The organism is Exiguobacterium sp. s129 (assembly GCF_018617585.1).
GTDB classification, from domain to species: domain Bacteria; phylum Bacillota; class Bacilli; order Exiguobacteriales; family Exiguobacteriaceae; genus Exiguobacterium; species Exiguobacterium aestuarii_A.
This window is the reverse complement of sequence record NZ_JACSKL010000010.1, coordinates 13,167-32,008: the sequence shown is the minus strand read 5'-3', so window position 1 is coordinate 32,008 and position 18,842 is coordinate 13,167. Positions and strand designations below refer to the sequence as shown.

20 protein-coding genes are annotated in these 18,842 nt (G+C 46.1%); 16 read left to right on the top strand and 4 right to left on the bottom strand.

Annotation, left to right across the window (positions count from 1 at the left end; all coding sequences use genetic code 11):
• The first annotated feature begins 6 nt into the window (after positions 1-6).
• From KNO92_RS11275 to KNO92_RS11250, 6 genes are all read left to right on the top strand, one after another.
• Positions 7-390 carry a hypothetical protein gene (locus tag KNO92_RS11275; RefSeq protein ID WP_214696954.1) on the top strand — a complete coding sequence of 128 codons (384 nt, stop codon included), beginning with the start codon at positions 7-9 and terminating at the stop codon, positions 388-390.
• A gap of 92 nt (positions 391-482) precedes the next feature.
• Complete coding sequence (locus tag KNO92_RS11270; RefSeq protein WP_214696952.1) at positions 483-1,124, top strand: efflux RND transporter periplasmic adaptor subunit; 642 nt, start codon at positions 483-485, stop codon at positions 1,122-1,124.
• Positions 1,124-1,810 (top strand): ABC transporter ATP-binding protein, encoded by a 687-nt coding sequence (locus KNO92_RS11265; protein ID WP_251127020.1) that lies wholly within the window; start codon positions 1,124-1,126, stop codon positions 1,808-1,810. Before KNO92_RS11270 ends, KNO92_RS11265 begins: the two co-directional genes overlap by 1 nt.
• Positions 1,807-2,961, top strand: coding sequence for an ABC transporter permease (locus KNO92_RS11260; protein ID WP_214761397.1), 1,155 nt, complete (start codon positions 1,807-1,809; stop codon positions 2,959-2,961). The genes KNO92_RS11265 and KNO92_RS11260 overlap by 4 nt, the downstream gene beginning before the upstream one ends.
• A 24-nt stretch (positions 2,962-2,985) precedes the next feature.
• Positions 2,986-3,660 (top strand): response regulator transcription factor, encoded by a 675-nt coding sequence (locus KNO92_RS11255; RefSeq protein ID WP_214696949.1) that lies wholly within the window; start codon positions 2,986-2,988, stop codon positions 3,658-3,660.
• A complete protein-coding gene (locus tag KNO92_RS11250) occupies positions 3,657-4,955 on the top strand; it encodes a HAMP domain-containing sensor histidine kinase (RefSeq protein ID WP_214761395.1) in 1,299 nt (432 codons plus the stop codon). Before KNO92_RS11255 ends, KNO92_RS11250 begins: the two co-directional genes overlap by 4 nt.
• 11 nt (positions 4,956-4,966) lie before the next feature.
• On the opposite strand, the gene KNO92_RS11245 is transcribed toward KNO92_RS11250, so the two are convergent.
• Positions 4,967-5,575, bottom strand: a complete 609-nt coding sequence (locus KNO92_RS11245; RefSeq protein ID WP_214696945.1) for a TetR/AcrR family transcriptional regulator — start codon at positions 5,573-5,575, stop codon at positions 4,967-4,969.
• Between the two features lie 171 nt (positions 5,576-5,746).
• Between KNO92_RS11245 and KNO92_RS11240 the strand changes: the two genes are divergently transcribed.
• Both KNO92_RS11240 and KNO92_RS11235 read left to right on the top strand, forming a co-directional pair.
• Positions 5,747-6,475, top strand: a complete 729-nt coding sequence (locus KNO92_RS11240) for an ABC transporter ATP-binding protein (RefSeq protein WP_214696943.1) — start codon at positions 5,747-5,749, stop codon at positions 6,473-6,475.
• Positions 6,468-7,481, top strand: coding sequence for an ABC transporter permease (locus KNO92_RS11235; RefSeq protein WP_214761393.1), 1,014 nt, complete (start codon positions 6,468-6,470; stop codon positions 7,479-7,481). The genes KNO92_RS11240 and KNO92_RS11235 overlap by 8 nt, the downstream gene beginning before the upstream one ends.
• 1 nt (position 7,482) lies before the next feature.
• Here the strand turns inward: KNO92_RS11235 and KNO92_RS11230 are convergent, their stop codons facing one another.
• Entirely contained in the window at positions 7,483-7,956 is a 474-nt protein-coding gene (locus KNO92_RS11230; RefSeq protein WP_214761391.1) for a DedA family protein, read from the bottom strand.
• A gap of 149 nt (positions 7,957-8,105) precedes the next feature.
• Between KNO92_RS11230 and KNO92_RS11225 the strand changes: the two genes are divergently transcribed.
• The 3 genes from KNO92_RS11225 to KNO92_RS11215 are packed head-to-tail and all read left to right on the top strand — an operon-like array spanning position 8,106 to position 10,431.
• Complete coding sequence (locus tag KNO92_RS11225; RefSeq protein ID WP_214761388.1) at positions 8,106-8,660, top strand: class I SAM-dependent methyltransferase; 555 nt, start codon at positions 8,106-8,108, stop codon at positions 8,658-8,660.
• Positions 8,661-8,671: 11 nt separating this feature from the next.
• Positions 8,672-9,364: a response regulator transcription factor gene (locus KNO92_RS11220; protein WP_214761364.1), complete on the top strand. Its 693-nt coding sequence runs from the start codon at positions 8,672-8,674 to the stop codon at positions 9,362-9,364.
• The gene (locus KNO92_RS11215) at positions 9,361-10,431 is read left to right on the top strand and encodes a HAMP domain-containing sensor histidine kinase (protein ID WP_214761362.1); all 1,071 of its coding nucleotides are present in this window, start codon (positions 9,361-9,363) and stop codon (positions 10,429-10,431) included. The genes KNO92_RS11220 and KNO92_RS11215 overlap by 4 nt, the downstream gene beginning before the upstream one ends.
• Before the next feature lie 237 nt (positions 10,432-10,668).
• Here the strand turns inward: KNO92_RS11215 and KNO92_RS11210 are convergent, their stop codons facing one another.
• Together KNO92_RS11210 and KNO92_RS11205 are read right to left on the bottom strand one after the other, a co-directional pair.
• Positions 10,669-11,292 carry a glucosaminidase domain-containing protein gene (locus KNO92_RS11210; RefSeq protein WP_214696933.1) on the bottom strand — a complete coding sequence of 208 codons (624 nt, stop codon included), beginning with the start codon at positions 11,290-11,292 and terminating at the stop codon, positions 10,669-10,671.
• Between the two features lie 141 nt (positions 11,293-11,433).
• On the bottom strand, positions 11,434-12,930 hold the full coding sequence (locus tag KNO92_RS11205) for a DHA2 family efflux MFS transporter permease subunit (protein ID WP_214696931.1): 1,497 nt from the start codon (positions 12,928-12,930) through the stop codon (positions 11,434-11,436).
• Positions 12,931-13,094: 164 nt separating this feature from the next.
• Between KNO92_RS11205 and KNO92_RS11200 the strand changes: the two genes are divergently transcribed.
• The 5 genes from KNO92_RS11200 to KNO92_RS11180 all read left to right on the top strand — a co-directional run bounded on the left by KNO92_RS11200 (position 13,095) and on the right by KNO92_RS11180 (position 18,840).
• Positions 13,095-13,967, top strand: coding sequence for a TetR/AcrR family transcriptional regulator (locus KNO92_RS11200; RefSeq protein WP_214696929.1), 873 nt, complete (start codon positions 13,095-13,097; stop codon positions 13,965-13,967).
• Positions 13,968-14,106: 139 nt separating this feature from the next.
• A complete protein-coding gene (locus tag KNO92_RS11195; RefSeq protein ID WP_214761360.1) occupies positions 14,107-15,195 on the top strand; it encodes a hypothetical protein in 1,089 nt (362 codons plus the stop codon).
• 192 nt (positions 15,196-15,387) lie between these two features.
• Positions 15,388-16,401, top strand: coding sequence for a LacI family DNA-binding transcriptional regulator (locus KNO92_RS11190; protein ID WP_214696925.1), 1,014 nt, complete (start codon positions 15,388-15,390; stop codon positions 16,399-16,401).
• A 169-nt stretch (positions 16,402-16,570) separates the two neighbouring features.
• Positions 16,571-17,878: an ABC transporter substrate-binding protein gene (locus KNO92_RS11185; protein ID WP_214696923.1), complete on the top strand. Its 1,308-nt coding sequence runs from the start codon at positions 16,571-16,573 to the stop codon at positions 17,876-17,878.
• 59 nt (positions 17,879-17,937) lie between these two features.
• Positions 17,938-18,840 carry a carbohydrate ABC transporter permease gene (locus KNO92_RS11180; RefSeq protein ID WP_214696921.1) on the top strand — a complete coding sequence of 301 codons (903 nt, stop codon included), beginning with the start codon at positions 17,938-17,940 and terminating at the stop codon, positions 18,838-18,840.
• Positions 18,841-18,842 lie beyond the last annotated feature (2 nt).

The window sequence follows — 18,842 nt, the reverse complement described above, 5'->3', positions numbered from 1 at the left end:
TCTAAGATGATCGTAAAAACAATCACGCTTCACTTTGCGAACGGGGATGAAATCACCATCCCGTTTGATGATATCGAATCGTGTCGGATGCATGATATTCAAGACGGGATGCGTGTTGCGGCGGATGGACAATTGATCAAAGAAAAAGTGATGCATGGACTCGACCTCGTATTAAAGGATTCAGCAAACCAACTGGAATGGGATGGTCCAGGCAGACCGTTTGACCGTATCCTAGGTATGTCGGATTTACAACATCTCGCCTTCGAGTTTGAAGGGATGCGAGGAAAGTCATACCGCATTGCCTGGCATGATTTAGAGGCAGTACAGAACGCATACCAGACGACAACTGAAGCAAATGGGAACTTACACGTGCACGTTCGAGTTTCATAAGTGGACGCCTCTCGTTTATCGCGAGAGGCGTTTATAATTTGTTTACAACTTGTGTTTATCCTTAACGTATCAACAATAAGGAGGAACACAGGATGAACAAAAAAGTGAAATGGGGCATGGGGATCGGAGTGCTCGCCCTTACATTAGGAGCTGGAGTCTTCTTGATGCCGGATACAACTGAATATAAAACGGAAGCCGTCACAGTGGAGACGATTGAAAATCGTTACACGTTTGCGGGACAAGTCACGACAGTCGGAGAAGAATCGACAGGGCGTTTGATGGTAGACGAGCGAGATATCGGAAAAGTGAATGAGGGAGATGACTTGACGATTTATGTGACAGCGCTCGATGCAGAGGTCGAAGGGACAATCGATGTTATCTCAGAGGAGGCAGAACCGATGACAACACCTGGCGCATCCGCTCGCTATGCGATGACCGTGACCCTCCCTGAGACGGACAATTTACGGAATGGGATGACGTTAGAAGGAAGTTTAGTCGTCGAGCGCGCGGAAGATGCAGAGACGTTGTCGCTCGACAGCATCACGTTTGAGGATGAAGATGCATACGTATATGTGCAAGGAGACGAAGGCCCGGTGAAACAACAGGTTGAACTCGGATTGACAGATGGGAGCCGAGTCGAAATCAAAGATGGATTAGACGAGACCGAAGTACTCTTACTCGATGAAGCGACGAGTGGCGGATTGATGCCTCCACGAATCGGAGGTGGGCAATGATGACGACGCTCATCTCGGTCGAACAATTGACCAAATCGTATGGGGAGGGTGACAATCAGCAGACCGTATTACGAGGAATCGATTTAGAAGTGAAAGAAGGAGAGTTCGTCGCCATTTTGGGGCCATCTGGCTCTGGGAAGTCGACACTCATGAACATCCTTGGTTGTCTCGATGGTTATTCGAGCGGTCGTTACCGGTTTGGGAACAAGGATGTGATCGGATTGTCCGAAACGGAGCTCTCTCTTTTTCGGAACGAACGCATCGGGTTTATCTTTCAGCAATTCAATCTACTCCCTCGGTTGAGCGCTCGAGAGAACGTGGAGCTACCGCTCATTTATCAACGATCTTCCAAAACGGAAAGACAGGAACGAACTCGACAGATGTTAACACGTGTCGGATTAGGTGATAAGTTAGATCACCTTCCGAATCAGTTGTCAGGTGGTCAGCAGCAACGTGTCGCCATCGCTCGGGCGCTCGTGACGAATCCATCGCTTCTTCTCGCGGACGAGCCGACGGGTGCGTTAGATCAAACGAACGGTCGTCAAATCATGGCGCTCTTTCACGAGCTACATGCGGAGGGAAAGACGATCATTATGATTACCCATGACATCGATATCGCCAAAGAAGCGACTCGTATCGTACATGTGCGTGACGGGAAGATTGAAAAGGAGGAACGGGTGCGATGATTCGAGAAAATATACGCATGGCTTGGTTGACGGTCATCAGTCACAAGATGCGCTCCTTCTTGACGATTTTAGGGATTGTCATCGGGACGGCTTCGATTATTGCCTTGATGACGATCATTTCCGGTGTGACCGATTCCATCAACGATGAAGTCGCGACGTTTGGAGCCGACCGCATGACCATTCAGATTAGAGAAGATGGGAAGTCTGGTGTCAGTATGGCGGACATGGACCGACTCGAAACCATTGAAGGGGTCGCCTCACTCTCTCCGACGCTGAGTCAAATGACCGATGTATATGTAGCGGGGCAGACGGAACAACAAACCATTCTTGGAAAAAGTGAAGCGTACTTCAAAGATGATTCGCTCGTCGCAACCGGACGCGGATTGACGCCACTCGACGTCGACCAACAGACACGTGTCGCTTTGCTCGGAGAAACGATTGCGAAAGAGGCATTTCCGACCTCCTCTCCTCTCGGGGAAGAGATTTCCGTTGGTGGGATTCGTTACACCGTCGTTGGAACGCTTGCGCCATCATCGGAATTTTCCATGTCAACAGACGAGGCGATTGTCATCCCTGTGACGACTGCACTAACACAGTTTCATCAAGGGACGATTGCCACGTTTGATTTATCTACCGAACCGGGTGCATCAGCTGTCGTACAGGATGAAGTGACACAACAGCTGACGATCGCATTCAATGGGCGTGACGCCTTCACGGTAACGAGCTTTGAGGATGCACTCGCTTCCATCGATCAAATCAATGCGCTTCTCAGTATGCTCCTCGTCGGCATCGCTTCGATTTCTTTACTCGTCGGAGGAATCGGAATCATGAACATGATGCTCGTTTCAGTGACCGAACGAACAAGCGAGATCGGACTGCGTAAAGCACTCGGCGCGACGCCTGGTAAGATTCGACAACAGTTCTTGTTTGAGTCCGTCCTGCTTTCGATGCTTGGAGGGCTCGTCGGTGTCTTGATTGGCGGACTTCTCGCCTTCGGACTGACGCTCGTCATGGGCGTACCGTTTACACTGGCAAGTTCAACCGTCGGATTGGCACTCGGTTTCTCTGTCGTAATCGGGGTCGTGTTCGGATACATTCCAGCTCGGAAAGCCTCAAACTTGCAACCGATTGAAGCGTTGCGAAACGTATAAGCCATTAGAAAGAAGGGAAGCAACATGGTCACCATTTTACTCGCAGAAGATGATGAGGCGCTCGGCGGTTTGTTAGTCGATTATTTGACGGTGGCCGGCTATCGCGTCCTTCATGCAAAAGATGGAGAAGAAGCACTCGATTGGCTCGACCGTGAGCCAGTCGATTTGCTCATTACCGATGTGATGATGCCACGATTAGACGGACGTGAACTGACGGGACAATTACGTGACGCCGGATATACGCTCCCGGTGCTCATGCTGACGGTCCTCGATGCGATGAATGACAAAAAGAGAGGGTTTCATGCCGGAGCGGATGACTATGTCGTCAAACCGATTGATCTCGAAGAACTCGAGTTACGAATTGAGGCATTGTTACGTCGGGCCCGTATTCATCATAGTCATCAGATTCAGCTGAGCGACTGTGTACTCGATGAGACGACGATGACCGTACAAACACCGACCGAGACAATCGAAATTCCACGTAAAGAGTTTGAACTTCTCTATTTTTTAGCGACTCATCTCAATCAAGTCTTCACCCGGCAACAATTGTTAGACCGGATTTGGGGATACGAAACAGAGAGTGAGACGAGAACGATTGATGTGCATATCAATCGTCTACGTGCCCGTCTCAAGTCAGTTCAAGCATTTCAAATCAGTACGGTGTGGGGTCTTGGTTACCGATTGGAGCTGAACGAATGAAACGATTCATCAGTACCATTTATGGACGATTCTTAATGATTTTCTTTGGACTCTTGTTGATTCCGATCCTCTTGACCTTCACGATTTTCTTGACCTTTCAGTTCAACACACTGAAGACGCAGGTCGAAGAGATGTTGGTAGAGAGGGCTGGCAGTATACAAAAAGCTTCACAAGAATACAACCTTGCATCTGAAGCGGTCTTAGACCTTTTTGATGATACGACACTAAATGTACAGTCGATACGCTATGATCGCACGGAGTGGAGTGTTGAGGAGCGCGCAAAATTAGAACGAGGCGAGACCATCTCACAGACGGACCGTCTTCCACAAGTCGCTTTTTTACTCGACGAGACCGTTGTCACGTTGTCTTCAAACGCAGAAGAGAATCCGATTTCGATTTTCCGTGACGTGTCGTTACAAACCTTGTTCCTGACAGCACTCATTTCAAGTGGCCTCATTCTGTTCGCCGTTCGCCTGATGACGCGACGGATCGACCGTGTCACGGATGCCGTCAATCGTGTGACCACGGGAGACTTATCCGTACGAATCCATGATGACGCGACAGATGAGATTGGAACACTTGCGAAACAGTTCAACAAAATGACCGAGACGCTTGAGACGAATGAAACGAAAAATGAGGAATTGGCATCCGTCATGGCACATGAATTCAAGACACCTGTCGCTTCGATTTTGGGGTATGCCACGTTATTAAAAAGAGACGGAACTTCTGAAAAGCAAATCGAGTATGCCATGAAAATTGAGCGTGAAGGGAAGCGACTATCGCGTTTGTCACAAGACGTGCTCCGTCTAGCGAAATTGGACCACACGATTGTCGGTCTACATGCGACAGAACTGTCTCTCAGTGAGCAGGTCCGGGAGGCCATCTTATCCTTAGACTCAGAGATGACGCGCAAACGAATGAACCTAGATTTGACTATGGACGAAGTCGTGATGAAGGGGGATGCTTCCCTTCTACAGCAGGTTTGGACGAATCTCCTAAAAAATGCGGTCGAATATGCATATGAAGAAAGTACGCTTCATCTTTTGATGAAAGAGGATGCGACGCAGATTACGTGTGAGATTCGAGACGAAGGAGAGGGCATGTCACCGGACCAAGTGGACCGGGCGTTTGAACGATTTTATCAGGCCGACACATCTCGTCATCGCAACGGTTCAGGACTAGGGCTCGCTATCGCCCGTCAAATTGTACAGTTACATTGCGGGGAGATTACATTACTGAGTGAGAAACAGATTGGGACAACGGCAAGAGTCGTCTTTCCAAAGGAGGACAGGTAAAACACCTGTCCTTATTTTTGTAGATTCAACCCGCCGGCAACGAGCGGTCCTTCATAGGTGATTGTATAGATGATGCGGGCGATGTCTTCCGCGGTTTCTTCCGAAGATGGATTGTTCAGCCATTCGTAGATGACCCCCATGTGAGCTGATGAGAGATAGGCGACGAGATATGGAGGCGGGACCATCATCTTATCCGGATCAAACAAGGTTACTGGAGAGCGCTGAAACAAGGCAGCTTGCATAAATTTTCGAAGTTTTGCCTGGAACGTCGGGTCTCCGTTCGGTCCGAGGAGCGGTTTCATGATGATTTGATTGTCTTCGATGAAGCGAATAAACGGGACAAGGTAATGATACGAGTTGTCGGTCCGTTCGTCTCCGAAGATGTGTGGCAAGTGATAAATCAATTTCTGTTCGGCTTCCTCAAAAATTTCATCGACGCATTTCTCCATCAACTCGAACTTATCCACATAATGGCTATAAAATGTACCCCGATTGATGCCGGCCCGTTCGGTCAACTGCTTGACGGTGACGGCTTCAAATCCCTGTTCTTCAATGAGGCTGAAGAAGGCATCTTTGATCAACTTCTTCGTCCGGATGACGCGTAAATCGGTTTGTTCCATATTATTTCTCCTTTTCTTCAACACATGAAGTCCATCTGTCGGAAAACCAACACGATGACCGATATTGACGATTGTTGCTACCGTGAACGAGGTCTATACTGAACGTATAAACCAACACGGTGTCGATTATCTTGAGTATACACGATGAGGCGCCGAAAAGGAGTGATAAGCATGAACATTCAATTGCAACACGTCGACAAGTCGTTCGGTGACCAGCTCGCCATCGACAACATCGACTTCACGATTCCGTCCGGTGAGATTTGCTGTTTGCTCGGACCATCTGGATCGGGGAAGACGACGCTCATCCGACTCATGATCGGCGCACTCACACCAGACAAAGGAAGTGTCCATATCGGCGAAACGAAGATGCCGGACATGGGCATGCTCCGACAAATCGGATTTATGCCGCAAAACGATGGGTTGTACGAAGACTTGTCGGCCGAGGCGAACCTCGCTTTCTTCGGTTCAATTTATAAGTTAGGAAAAAAGGCACTCCAAGATCGCATCACAGAAGTACTCGATCTTGTCGATTTGGCGAACGATCGGCATAAACTAGTCCGTAATTTTTCAGGCGGGATGAAAAAACGTCTGTCGCTAGCCATTGCTATCTTGCATAAGCCAGACGTGTTGTTCCTCGATGAACCGACAGTCGGAATTGACCCGATCTTACGTCGTCAAATTTGGGATCAGTTTCAAGTGATTCGGAGAGAAGGTACGACCATCATCGTCTCGACACACGTCATGGATGAAGTGCTCGAGTGCGACCGTGCCGCGCTCGTTTACAATGGACGGTTGATTGCCTATGACCATGTACAGGACTTGCTCGATCAGACCGAGAATGGTCGCGTGGAAGAATTGTTCTTGATTGCTGGAAAAGAGGAGGTGGGTGATCATGCGTAACTTAGCGAAACGTGTCATCTTCCAAACGTTAAATGATAAACGAAGTGTGGCCTTGATTTTGATTGCACCGCTTCTCATTTTAACGCTCGTCTATTTCTTGCTCGGTGACTCGGGTTACGTGCCGACTGTCGTCCTTGATGACAACGCACCAGAACAGCTCGTCAATGCGTTTGAAGATGAGACGCTCGAGGTGGAACAAGCAACGTTCGATGATCCGAAAGCATACATCGAAGACAATGAACATGTCGATGCTGTCTTTGAAATGGATCAAGAAGGGACGACCATCACGTTACGTGAACCATCGACGAAGTCGTCGAAGGCGGTTGGTGAGATTCAAGATGCGTTGACGACGCTCAACCCCGCAGCCGAGATTGATACGTTATTTGTCTATGGGGAAGAAGACCAGTCGACGTTCGATTCGTTCGGATTCGTATTCCTATCTCTCTTCTCGTTCTTCTTCGTGTTCATCTTATCTGCGATGGCGCTCGTCAAAGAACGCAGTGGCGGTACGCTCGAACGGCTTTTGATGACTCCAATCAAGCGAGGGCAAGTCATTTTAGGATATACGCTCGGATACGGGACGTTTGCGGTCGTTCAGTCAATTTTCATCGTACTCTATTCGATTTATGTGCTCGGTTTGTCTTCTCTTGGGAATATGGCGTGGGTCATGTTGACGATGCTACTCATGGCGGGTACGGCGGTGCTCTTCGGAGCGACCATTTCGGTGTTTGCCCGATCGGAACTTCAAGTCGTACAAATGATTCCGTTTACTATCATCCCGCAAGTATTCTTCTCGGGACTCATCCCACTTGACTTGATCCCGTACGGCCTCGGAAACTTGAGTTACGTCATGCCAATCTTTTACGGAGCGACAGCAATCAAGGAAGTGATGGTCTACGGAAGTGGCTTCTCAGGCATTTGGGTGTATTTACTCGGTTTGATTCTCTATGCAGGTATCTTGTATCTCTTAAATATGCGGGCACTCGGAAAATACAGAGGACATTGAGTTAAAACGACAACACCCAATCTTGAAACTGTTGAAACGCCGGGATTTGATTGGTCAGTCCGATGACGAGAAACCAAGCACTCGTATAGAGGAAAGCTGAAATCGTTGTGTATAACGCATACGTTCGAAGTTTGAGCGACGTGAACCCGGCGATGTAATGGAGCGGGTGCCGAAGACCAGGGATAAAATAAGAAATCATAATGGTGCGTGCTCCATACTTTTGATAGAATGCCTCAGCTCTCTTGAGATAACGAGATTCTCGTTGTCGCATTGGTAAAATGTGATGAAGTCCTTTCCCGATTAAATAAAACCAGCCGAACGTGAGCGTGAAAAGGATCCAAGTGGAAACAAATAAAAGCCAACCTGGGACGAAGGCATCTGCGACCGTCAGATGCGTGATCATTAAGACGTCGTCAGATAATGGGGTAAACATGATGCCGATGGCAAGCATGCCATAATGTATGATCATTTCCATAACGTTTCACTCCTTACCTTGTCTAGTATTCACTCGCAAGCGTAAGGAGTTTTTAGTATTCTCTTAAGAAATCTTAAGAAGTTCGTCAGAATGTGTTGCGATTCAATCGATACACTCAAGCTATCAACAAAGAAAGAAGTGGAATCGAGATGATACAATCATGGCTTAACAAATATATGAACGACCTTGAAGAAGCTAAGATGATTTCTCCGGAATCAACCTATTTAGCTGAGGGAATGACACAGAAAAAAGTATTGAGCGAAGCGCATATAATTTTTGAAATCAGACCTGGGATAATCGGTTGTACCGAAGAAATTCTTCGGAAAATGCGAAAAGATGCTACGCTCATATTGATTGAATCTGACATCGATTTGGTTCAAAATTTAAAAACACGATATGGAAGAGATTGTCGAATCATCATTGTCGAAGCAGATGTTCTCGACTTGCAGAACATATTACGAGCATTAAATATCGAGGAAGTAGATGTCATCTTTTCTGGGCTGCCATTTTCAAGATTCAATGCTGAACAAACAGAAACCATCTTACGAGATGCAACAGCGGTTCTCTCAAAAACAGGCTGGTTTGTTACGTTTCAATATACGAAAATTCGGTACGATCATTTTCAACAAATCTTTAGTTGTGTAGGGGTGGAACGAGAATACCGCAATGTACCACCCGCATATTTATTTCATTGCGCCATGTGAGGAGGAAGGACATGCGTTCACAGCCAGTCATTTGTATTGCTGACGACGATGAGGCGATTCGAGAATTACTTGCCATCTATTTAAAAAATGAAGGATATGTACTTCGATTTGCCAAAAATGGACAAGAAGTCATTGACCTTGCTTCAACAGAAACAATTGATTTACTCATTCTCGATTTGATGATGCCGGTTATGGGTGGAATCGAGGCTTGTATTGAAATTCGAAAGACACAGTTTATGCCGATTTTGATGCTGACCGCAAAAACGAGCGACATGGATTTGATGCAAGGGATTTCTGTTGGAGCGGACGACTATATCAAAAAGCCGTTCAATCCACTTGAAGTGACGCTTCGTGTCAAGTCGTTACTCAGAAGGTATCGTGATTATGGGGCGGACCGAACTGAGGCACAGACCACGCTCACTCATGAAGAGATTACACTCGACCTTCAGACGCGACAGTGTCAAAAAGGCGAGACTTTGGTTAGACTCACACCGAAAGAGTTTGATATTCTCGCTTATTTTATGAGGCATCCAAATCAAGTCCTAACCGTCGAACAGATTTACGAGGCGGTGTGGGGTGAGGCGGCATTTGAGGTCGACAATACGGTGATGGTTCACATCACAAAAATTCGTGAGAAGTTAGAAGACACACCACGAAAACCAACCATTATCAAGACGGTGTGGGGCGTGGGGTATCGATTATGAAACAGAGGCAATGGGATCGCTTGCTTGTGAAGTTAATCGGTATTATTTTAATTAATGCGTTGATTGCGACGATTGCTTTTTTAATCATGGGCTATTCGATTAGTCTATATTACATTGAAAACGAAATCACACCAGATCCGCTAACAGCTAATTTAGTATTTTTAGGGGTAACATTCATTGTCATACTACTTTTTATCATTGGATTTTCAATCATGATGCGGAAAACACTTCGTAAAATCACGTATCTATCGAGTGAGATTGAACAGATTGCAAACGGAGACCTCGGTCGTACGGTCAAGGTGGAAGGACGAGATGAGCTTGCTTCACTCGGAGAGAGTGTAAATCAGATGTCGAAGCAGCTACGTGAATTGTTTGAGAAGGAACGGGCGCACGAAGAAGAGCGGAACCAACTGTTTTCCAACCTGTCACACGATTTGCGTACTCCGCTCACGAGCATTAAAGGCTATACCCAACTACTTCAAATGAACCGCGAACTGACAGTTGAAGAGAACAATCATTTTCGTATCTTAAATGAAAAGACGGACCAACTTGAACATCTGCTAGATCAGTTGATGGACGTGAACCGACTCTATGCCCCAAATATGCAACTTAACAAACAGAAACTCAATCTGAGCTTATTGACGACCCAACTCATTCACGAGATGGAGCCGTTGTTCAATGAGCGAGGTCATCAATTACACCTGTCGATTCAACCTGACCGATGGATAGAGGCTGATCAAGAACAACTCATTCGTGTATTTGAAAATCTTTTCTCGAATGCTTGGAAATATGCCGAGCAAACGAGTCCAATCGAGATTAGACTTCAAACGAAAGAACAGGAGATTGAATGGTCTATTTCAAATGCAACAACGGCGGAAACGATTGAAGCCATCCCTCATCTCTTTGAGCGCACGTATCGCGTCGATTCGTCGAGAGGGGTCACTTCAGGTGATGGATTGGGTTTATCGATTGCGCGCCAAATCATTTTGTTGCATGGCGGGACGTTGACAGCCGAACCAATCGAAGATCAGGTCATTTGTTTTCGGGTGTCGTTTCCGATTGCATAAACTGGCTCATCGTATAGCACGTGAGTAAGTAACTGTTCTTCGTTTTGAAAGTCGTGGCTCATAAAATGCTGCGACTTTTTTGTGTTGAGCAAATAAACCCACAAAAAAAGCACTCGGACAACTGCCCGAAATGCTCATTAGCGCTTGAGTAACAACATCACGCCGGTCACGAATAATGCGATTCCGCTCGCGAGTCTAACTTGTTTGCACGTCACGTTCTTTCACCCCTACATTTCTTCATCGTTTTGCTTTAGCGACACGTTTCGGTGTTTTCGACATTTCTTGATAAATCGAAAGAATCTCATTCCCGTAATTTCCTTTTGGCTGCATGGCCCACTTTCGATGCAGTGATGGCCAAGTCGTCGCAGAGCCCCGTTTGACGAGGTGGAAGCGTGGATCGACTTTTGTCATATTCAGCGCATCTTTTGAGGCGTATGCCTTTAGATGCTGAATTTGAGCGGTTACGCCTTGGTGTGGTGAACGGAAAAAGTGTCCTTTCACGCCGTTCCCAGTCGTCCCAATCCCTGAATAGTTATGCTGCTTTGGAAGGACATCGCCGCCATAACGGAAATACCCTGTCTCTTTCAGCGCCTGCGCGAACGCAACATCACCACGGACGCCTTCTTTTGCACCGATGATGACGAAAAGTTTCGCCAAATCTTCGACAGACGTTTTCGCGAGCCGGACATCACGAGGATTCTTTTGTTTTACGTAATCCGCCATTTGTTGCGGAGTCAAAGCCGATACTCCCATGATAGCACGATTCTGCTTCTTTGGGGCCGCCTCAACGATTGATCCAGTCGAGACGAAAGATGAAGTGACCAGAAGAACAACAATGATAAAGCCGAACACTTTTTTCATAATATGTACCCTCCTAAATGAATCCTATCCATTGAGAAATAATACCATATATGTATTAAAATTTAATTTCATATTTACTCATGAAGGAAATGAGAAATTAAAAAGCCGCTCTGAATCGATCGTTCAGAACGGCTTTTTATATTAATTTGCTTGTTTCAATTCTTCAACAGCTTCTACATTATCATCGAACTTCCGTACATCTACGCGTTTCACGAAAAATGCCAATAGGAGTGCCAAAAGATTCATCCCGAGTGCGACGTAAAATGAATATTGAATCCCGGACAAGAGGGCTTGCTGAGTGATGGCACCCATCGAGCTCTCTGTGAGTGTCGCAGGATCGACTCCTGTCATCAATGATTCAGCTTCTGTGCGTGTCACCGAGTTCATGATGGTCACGAGTACTGCCGTACCGATTGCACCGGATACTTGTTGGGCCGTGTTGTTGATGGCCGTTCCGTGCGGGTTGAGGCGAGTTGGCAATTGGTTCAGTCCATTAGTCATGATGGGCATCATAACCATTGACATCCCAAACATACGCAACGTGTACGTTAAGACGATGTATGTGTAGGTCGAGTCAAGTTGGACGTTTGCGAGCATGTACGTCGATACAGCGGTGATTGTCAATCCGGTAAGTGCCAATAGTTTTGGTCCGAATTTATCAAACAGTTTCCCTGTGATTGGCGACATGATTCCCATGATGATCGCACCAGGGAGAAGCATGAGTCCTGAATCGAGTGGGGAGATGCCACGAACGCTTTGGACGTAAGCCGGTGTCAAAATCATACCGGAGAACATCGCGACCGCGTTGACCATCGCAATGACTGACGCGAGTGCGAACATCGGATGTTTGTAAGCGCGCAAGTCGAGCAATGGTTTTTCCATATGGAGCTGACGATAAATGAATGCGATCAACGAGATGGCACCAACGATCATCGTCGCCAAGACGATTGGGTTATCCCAGCCGTCCGAGCTTGCCGAGCTGACACCGTATAAAATCCCGCCAAATCCGAGTGTCGATAAGACGAGTGACAAGTAATCGAGTGACTGATCTTTATTTTGGACCATGACGTTCTCCGCTTTCCAAACAGCGAGCGCGAGACCGATTATGGCGAGCGGTAAAATCATTTCGAATAAGACGCGCCAATCATAGTATTCGACGATATAACCTGAAAGTGTCGGCCCGATTGCAGGTGCCGAGATCATGACGAGCCCGAAGATTCCCATCGCCATCCCCCGTTTTTCACGCGGGAAGCTGACGAGCATGACGTTCATTAAGAGTGGCCCCATCGTGGAGGCTCCGACGGCCTGAATCATCCGACCGCTCAACAACCAACCGAAGTTTGGCGAGAAGGCCGCGATCGCCGTACCGATGGCGAAAATACTCATCGAGGTGATGAACAAGCTTCGGTTAGAAAAACGAGTGATCAAATAGGCGGATGCCGGGACGAGTACACCTGTCACGAGCATAAAGCCTGTCGCAAGCCATTGTACGGTCGAGTAGTCTGCAATCTCGAGATCGACCATGATTGATGGGAGCGCGACATTGAGTAATGAGTTGTTTAAAAATGCGATAAACGCACCCGCAAAGAGGACCGCCAACATGACGTAAGGCGGTTTCTTTTGGAATTCTGGTTTCATATGGATGGCTCCTTTATTTTCTAAATAGTTATGTGTTGGTAAGTGTCGATGAAATGATTTTATACCTGTTGTATAAATAAAGCAACCATTTTGTACTATTAGTCTAAAATGGTTTTCGGTGCTATAGTAAAGGTACAAACCAGACAGAACGGAGTCATGAAAGCATGAAAGAGAAAAAGAGAAAAGTCGCAGACATTGCCATGTCTCTCTTCATCGAAAATGGAGTGCAACACACATCGGTGCAAGAGATCATTGATCGTGCCAACATCTCCAAAGGAACGTTTTATAACTACTTCTCATCGAAGACGGATTGTGTGGCCAGTATCCTCGAAAACTTGCGATATGATGCCGGACAGCGCCGGATCGAGATGCAGATGGGACGTGACAAACGAGATCGTGACGTTTTTATCGAACAGATTTCGATTTTGATTCAATTGAATGAAGAACGGAACTTGCACGCGTTGTTTGAATCGATCATGTCGTCGAACGAGAATGAATTGAAGAAACTCGTGCTACAACACCGCATTTATGAAATCGAATGGATTGCGATGCGCTTGACGGAAATCATCGGAGAGTCTGTGAGACCATATTCGATGGAATTGACGGTGCTCTTTAACGGGATGTTGCAACACATCTTGTTCACGAATCGGATTACGAATGCCGCCTACTCTCCTCAAAAAGTCGTGCGGAGTTTATATACGTATGTCGAGTTGATTGCCGCCCGGATGATGGAGACAGGAGAGCACGTCTTGAACCCGGTCACGGTCGATCAAATGCGTGGAACGACAGATAAGCATCTCATTACAATTGAAGAATTAATCGAGATGGCTGCACGTATCGAAGAACATGTCGAGATGACGGAAGAGCAACGTGATTTATTTGATGCGATCTCACATGAGTTGAAACAAGATCGTCTTCGAAAAATTGTTCTGGAGCAGTTGTTGAAGCCGTTCCAACGACTATTCAAAGGTGTGACAGGCGAGACAGAAGTACAAAAGTTCACGAATCTTGTGTGGCTGTATACACGGACACATTAAAAATCATCCAACATTTTGGATGATTTTTATTTTTGGGAAGAAAAGATAGAACAAATGTAGGTTCGTATGGGAAATATGGGTAATAATTAATGGTGAGTAATGTTGAACGGAGGATGATTGAAGATAGGAGGAGCTGAATATGCTAGAAAGTGTGATTGCATTTACTGCGATCGCTCTACTAATAGGTGGGGCGGCATATGGTCTCTATTCTGTATTTCGTTATTTTATCAAAAAAGATATCACGCCATTCCCAATTATATTAGGAGGTTCGATTTTTCTCGCAGGTATTTGGTTGATTTTCATACTCGGAATTCTTGAAACAAATAATCAAGAAGCTGTTACTGATTTTGAAGATGAGAGCACGGTAGCAGTTACAGAGGACGAGAATGAACCAGAACCGATAATTGAAGCGGAGGAACCTCAAGAGGTCGAAGAAGTTCAAGAACCTTCTGTGGAAGAGTTTTTACAGGAAGTTCAGCCTGAAGACCCGATATCGAACTATCAAGACTATATGGAATTATATGAATTACAAATTAATCGGGGATACACTGTTTATGGTCGGGAGTTTGATGAAGTCACAATCGAGAATCGAAACATCATCGTGGTATATAACGCAGACTCAATTATCGAGGTAGGGGTGAATAAAGATTTAGATCAAGTAAAAAATGATCATGTCAAAAGGATTCAAGAGGATTTGACGACAACCATTAATGGATCTGGAGATACGGGTACAGATAACATTGAATTGGTAGAAGGATTTGCAGTTTTTGAAATGCAGTATGACGGTACAGACTATTTTTCGGTTACTTTAGAAGATAGTGATGGCAATATGGTGGATTTATTAGCGAATGACATCGGTAGTTATAAAGGAAAATCATTTGTTTGGATTCAGAATACGGAAGATTATTTCATGAATATAAAAGGGAGCAATGGTAGCTGGAACATTAAAGTGATGCAATATTATCCTTCAGATTTAGAGACACTACCCGGGAAAATCTCTGGAACTGGTGATGATGTGATTTTCTTCGAAGTAGAAAAAGGGTCATATCAGGTTGAAATGAGTCATAATGGAGAAGGATATTTCTCGATTTTTATTAACCAACAAGACTTGCTAGCAAATGAAGTAGGAAAGTATGAAGGTTCTCAACGTCATACGTTTTCTGATACAGATCTCTATGTATTTGTTGTGAAAGCAGATGGAGACTGGAGTATCAACGTTAAAGAATAGTTAAATTAAAACTGATAACGAAATAGTTTAACTTGGACACAGGTATGACAAAAATCTTCCCGATGCAGTAATATAGAAGAAACAAGGAATGGAAAAAAGAATCAAAAAGTTTCCTCGAAAAAGAATTGATTCCTACAAAATCATGCGCTACAATCAAATTACCGAAAGCGCTTTCGGGAAGAGGAGAATAACATGGGTACGATTTATGATTTAGCCAAAAAAACAGGATTCTCAATCACGACAGTGTCCAAAGCGTTGAACAACTATAAAGACGTGAGTGACAAGACGAGAGCAAAGATTCTTCAAGCCGCTGCTGAGATGGACTACTTGCCGAACGCACATGCCCAGTCGTTATCGACGAAAAAATCATGGGCGATCGGGGTCATGTTCTCAGAAGCGAATGAAGTCGGGATGAAACACCCGTTCTTCAACGGGATCATCGAAAGTTTTCGTCACGCGACAGAGGAGCAAGGCTATGATTTGATCTTCGCCTCGCGTAACCTGCGCAATCGTGACATGAGTTATCTCGAACACTTCAAACACCGTGCGGTCGACGGCATCGTCGTCATCTGCTCGGATCGAATGGATGAGCAAGTTCAGGAGCTCATGCGAAGCGACATCCCGATCGTCGTCGTCGATATGGACAGCGCCAATTGTAGCGTCGTCTATTCCGACAACATCGAAGGGGCACGTCTCGCTGTGAATTACCTCTATGAACTCGGTCATCGGAAAATTGCCCACATCGCTGGGGATGAGACGATTGACGCTGGAGCGGCACGGATCAAAGGATATGAACTTGCGATGCAAGAGCTGAACCTTCCGATTCGACCAGGCTACCTCGTCAACGCCGGCTTCTTTTCGGTTGAGGAAGGCAAGCAAGCGATGGAACGATTGCTTGAATTAGACGATCAACCGACCGCTGTCTTTGTGGCCGGGGATCAGATGGCAATCGGCGTCATCGAAGCAATTCACGAACACGGTCTTCACGTCCCGAATGACATTTCTGTCATCGGATATGACGACATTGAAATGATCCAATACATTACGCCGAAACTGACCACGATTCGCCAAGATACGGATGAAATCGGGGAAGCGGCAGCAGAACTTTTACTTGAACAAATGACCGCGAAAGAGCGACTCACCGAACGTCGCATCATTCCGGTACGCTTAGTAGAACGGGCATCTTGTGCGCCGGTCAAACAGTGATTTATAGCCAATGATATTTCGAAGTCGCTCTCTTTTCTTCAGCGGATGGAGAGGGGAGCGCGATTTCGAAAGTCATTTTTAGAGAAAATCGAAAGCGCTTTCGATAATTATTCACCTCTTTTTGCAAGCGCTTTCTACTATTACTTATAAAAAAGGATGGGAACAACACATGCGTAAACTTGTTAGCTTACTTACCATTGGAGCACTTTCAGTTGGTGTCTTGAGCGCTTGCTCTGACGGCGGCGAAGGATCATCTTCAGAAGGTTCAAAAGATGATGTCCTAAAAATTTGGTCATTCACAGATGAGTTGAAAGAGCCAATCAAAACGTTCGAAGAGCGTAACGGCGTGAAAGTCGAATTGACAATCGTACCGACGGCTGACTACGCAACGAAGTTGAAGCCAGCTCTTGAAAGTGGCGTCGGCGCACCGGACGTCTTCACGGGTGAAATCGCGTTCCTTAAACAATGGATTGATGCTGGATATTGGGAAAACCTTTCTGAAGAACCATACAACGCAGAAGAAGTTTCTGGAGACATCGTTCCTTACGTCTTCGACCTCGGGAAAGACAAGGGCGGAAACGTTCGTGCCCTTTCATGGCAAACAACTCCAGGTGGGATCTACTACAAACGTAGCATCGCTAAAGAAGCACTCGGTACTGATGACCCGGCTGAAGTCGGCGAAATGATGAGTTCGATGGACGGACTCTTCGAAGTCGGTGAAAAGCTTAAAGATAAAGGCTACAAACTCTTCCCAGACGAAGGTTCAATCCGTTGGTTCGCACAAGGCGATGACCCACAAGCATGGGTAAACGAAGACAATGAACTTGTGTTGACTGAAGGGAAACAAAACTACTTCGACTACGCGAAAGAGCTTCGTGAAAATAACTTGACTGCTCTCGCACCAGAATGGTCACCATCTTGGTTCGAAGGAATGGATAAGCCGATCAAAGTGAAAGAAGGCGGCAAAGAAACGGAAACAGAAGTCTTCTCTTACGTACTTCCAACTTGGGGTCTCCACGCTGTCTTGAAAGAGAACGCGAAAGACACTGCTGGTGACTGGGCTGTTACAAGCGGACCGAGCCCATACTTCTGGGGCGGTACATGGGTCGGGATCTACAAAGACTCTAAACATAAAGAAGAGGCTTACGAATTCATCAAACTCATGACACAAGATGAAGAGTTCTTGACTGAATGGGCAAAAGAGACAGGCGATGTACTTGCTTATAACCCAGTTACAGAAAAAATCAAAACGGACTTCAGCGACGAGTTCCTCGGCGGACAGAACAACTACGAGTTCTTCCTCGGCGAAGCAGAATCGATCAAACCAGGGATCGTTACGAAATACGACCAACAGCTCGACACGCTTTACGGAGCGGCAGTTAACTCTTACGTAGAAGGTAAGAAGTCGAAAGAAGATGCAATCAAAGAGTTCAAGAAACAAGTTAAAAACGCTTATCCAGACATCGTAGTAGACTGACGATGACCAACACGAGGGAGGAATTTCCTCCCTCGGTTCTTATGGAAGGAGAAATACACGTGAAAAAATTAGATCGTTACGGCTATCTGTTCATCGCCCCGTTCTGGGTTGTATTCTTGACGTTTAGCATTTATCCGGTTTTCTTGACGCTTTATTATAGCTTCACGAACTATACCGGTAGCCCAGGAGAAGAGATTGTCGGATTTGCGAACTATACACGGTTGTTGACGGACACATACTTCATCGAAGCGTTTTTCAACACCATCAAGATTTGGGGAGTCAACTTCGCCTTGCAGATGGGAATGGCCCTTTTATTGGCGCTCTTATTCTCAGATCTTCGTTTGAAGCTAAAAGGATTAAACTTCTTCCGTTCATTCTTCTATCTTCCAAACTTGATCACAATCAGCTCGGTCGCGCTTTTGTTCGGTATTTTGCTCGACTGGCAGCATGGTTCACTCAACATGGTGTTGATGAAAATCGGTTTGATTTCAAATCCGATCGACTGGTTGGCAGAACCAGTAACGGCTCAACTATCCGTCTCACTCATCTTGACATGGATGTGGTTCGGTCACTCCTTTATCATCGTGATGGCCGGTGTCTCAGGAATCTCAACAGATTACTTTGAAGCCGCTCACATCGACGGTGCGAACCGTTGGCAGATGTTTACGAAAGTGACGTTGCCGCTCTTAAAACCAATTCTTCTCTACATCATGATCACATCGCTCATCGGTGGACTCCAATTGTTCGACCTTCCGATGTTGATTACCGATGGAATCGGTTCACCAGACGGCTCGTTGAACACGATGGTGCTTTACTTGTATAACCAAGCCTTCAAGTACAACAACTACGGCTACGCATCTGCGGTCGCTTACGGCTTATTCTTGATCACGCTCATCTTCTCGGCGATCGTCTTCAAAGGTATGTTCCGCAACGAACGCGCAACACAGAAGAAGGGGGCGTAAGC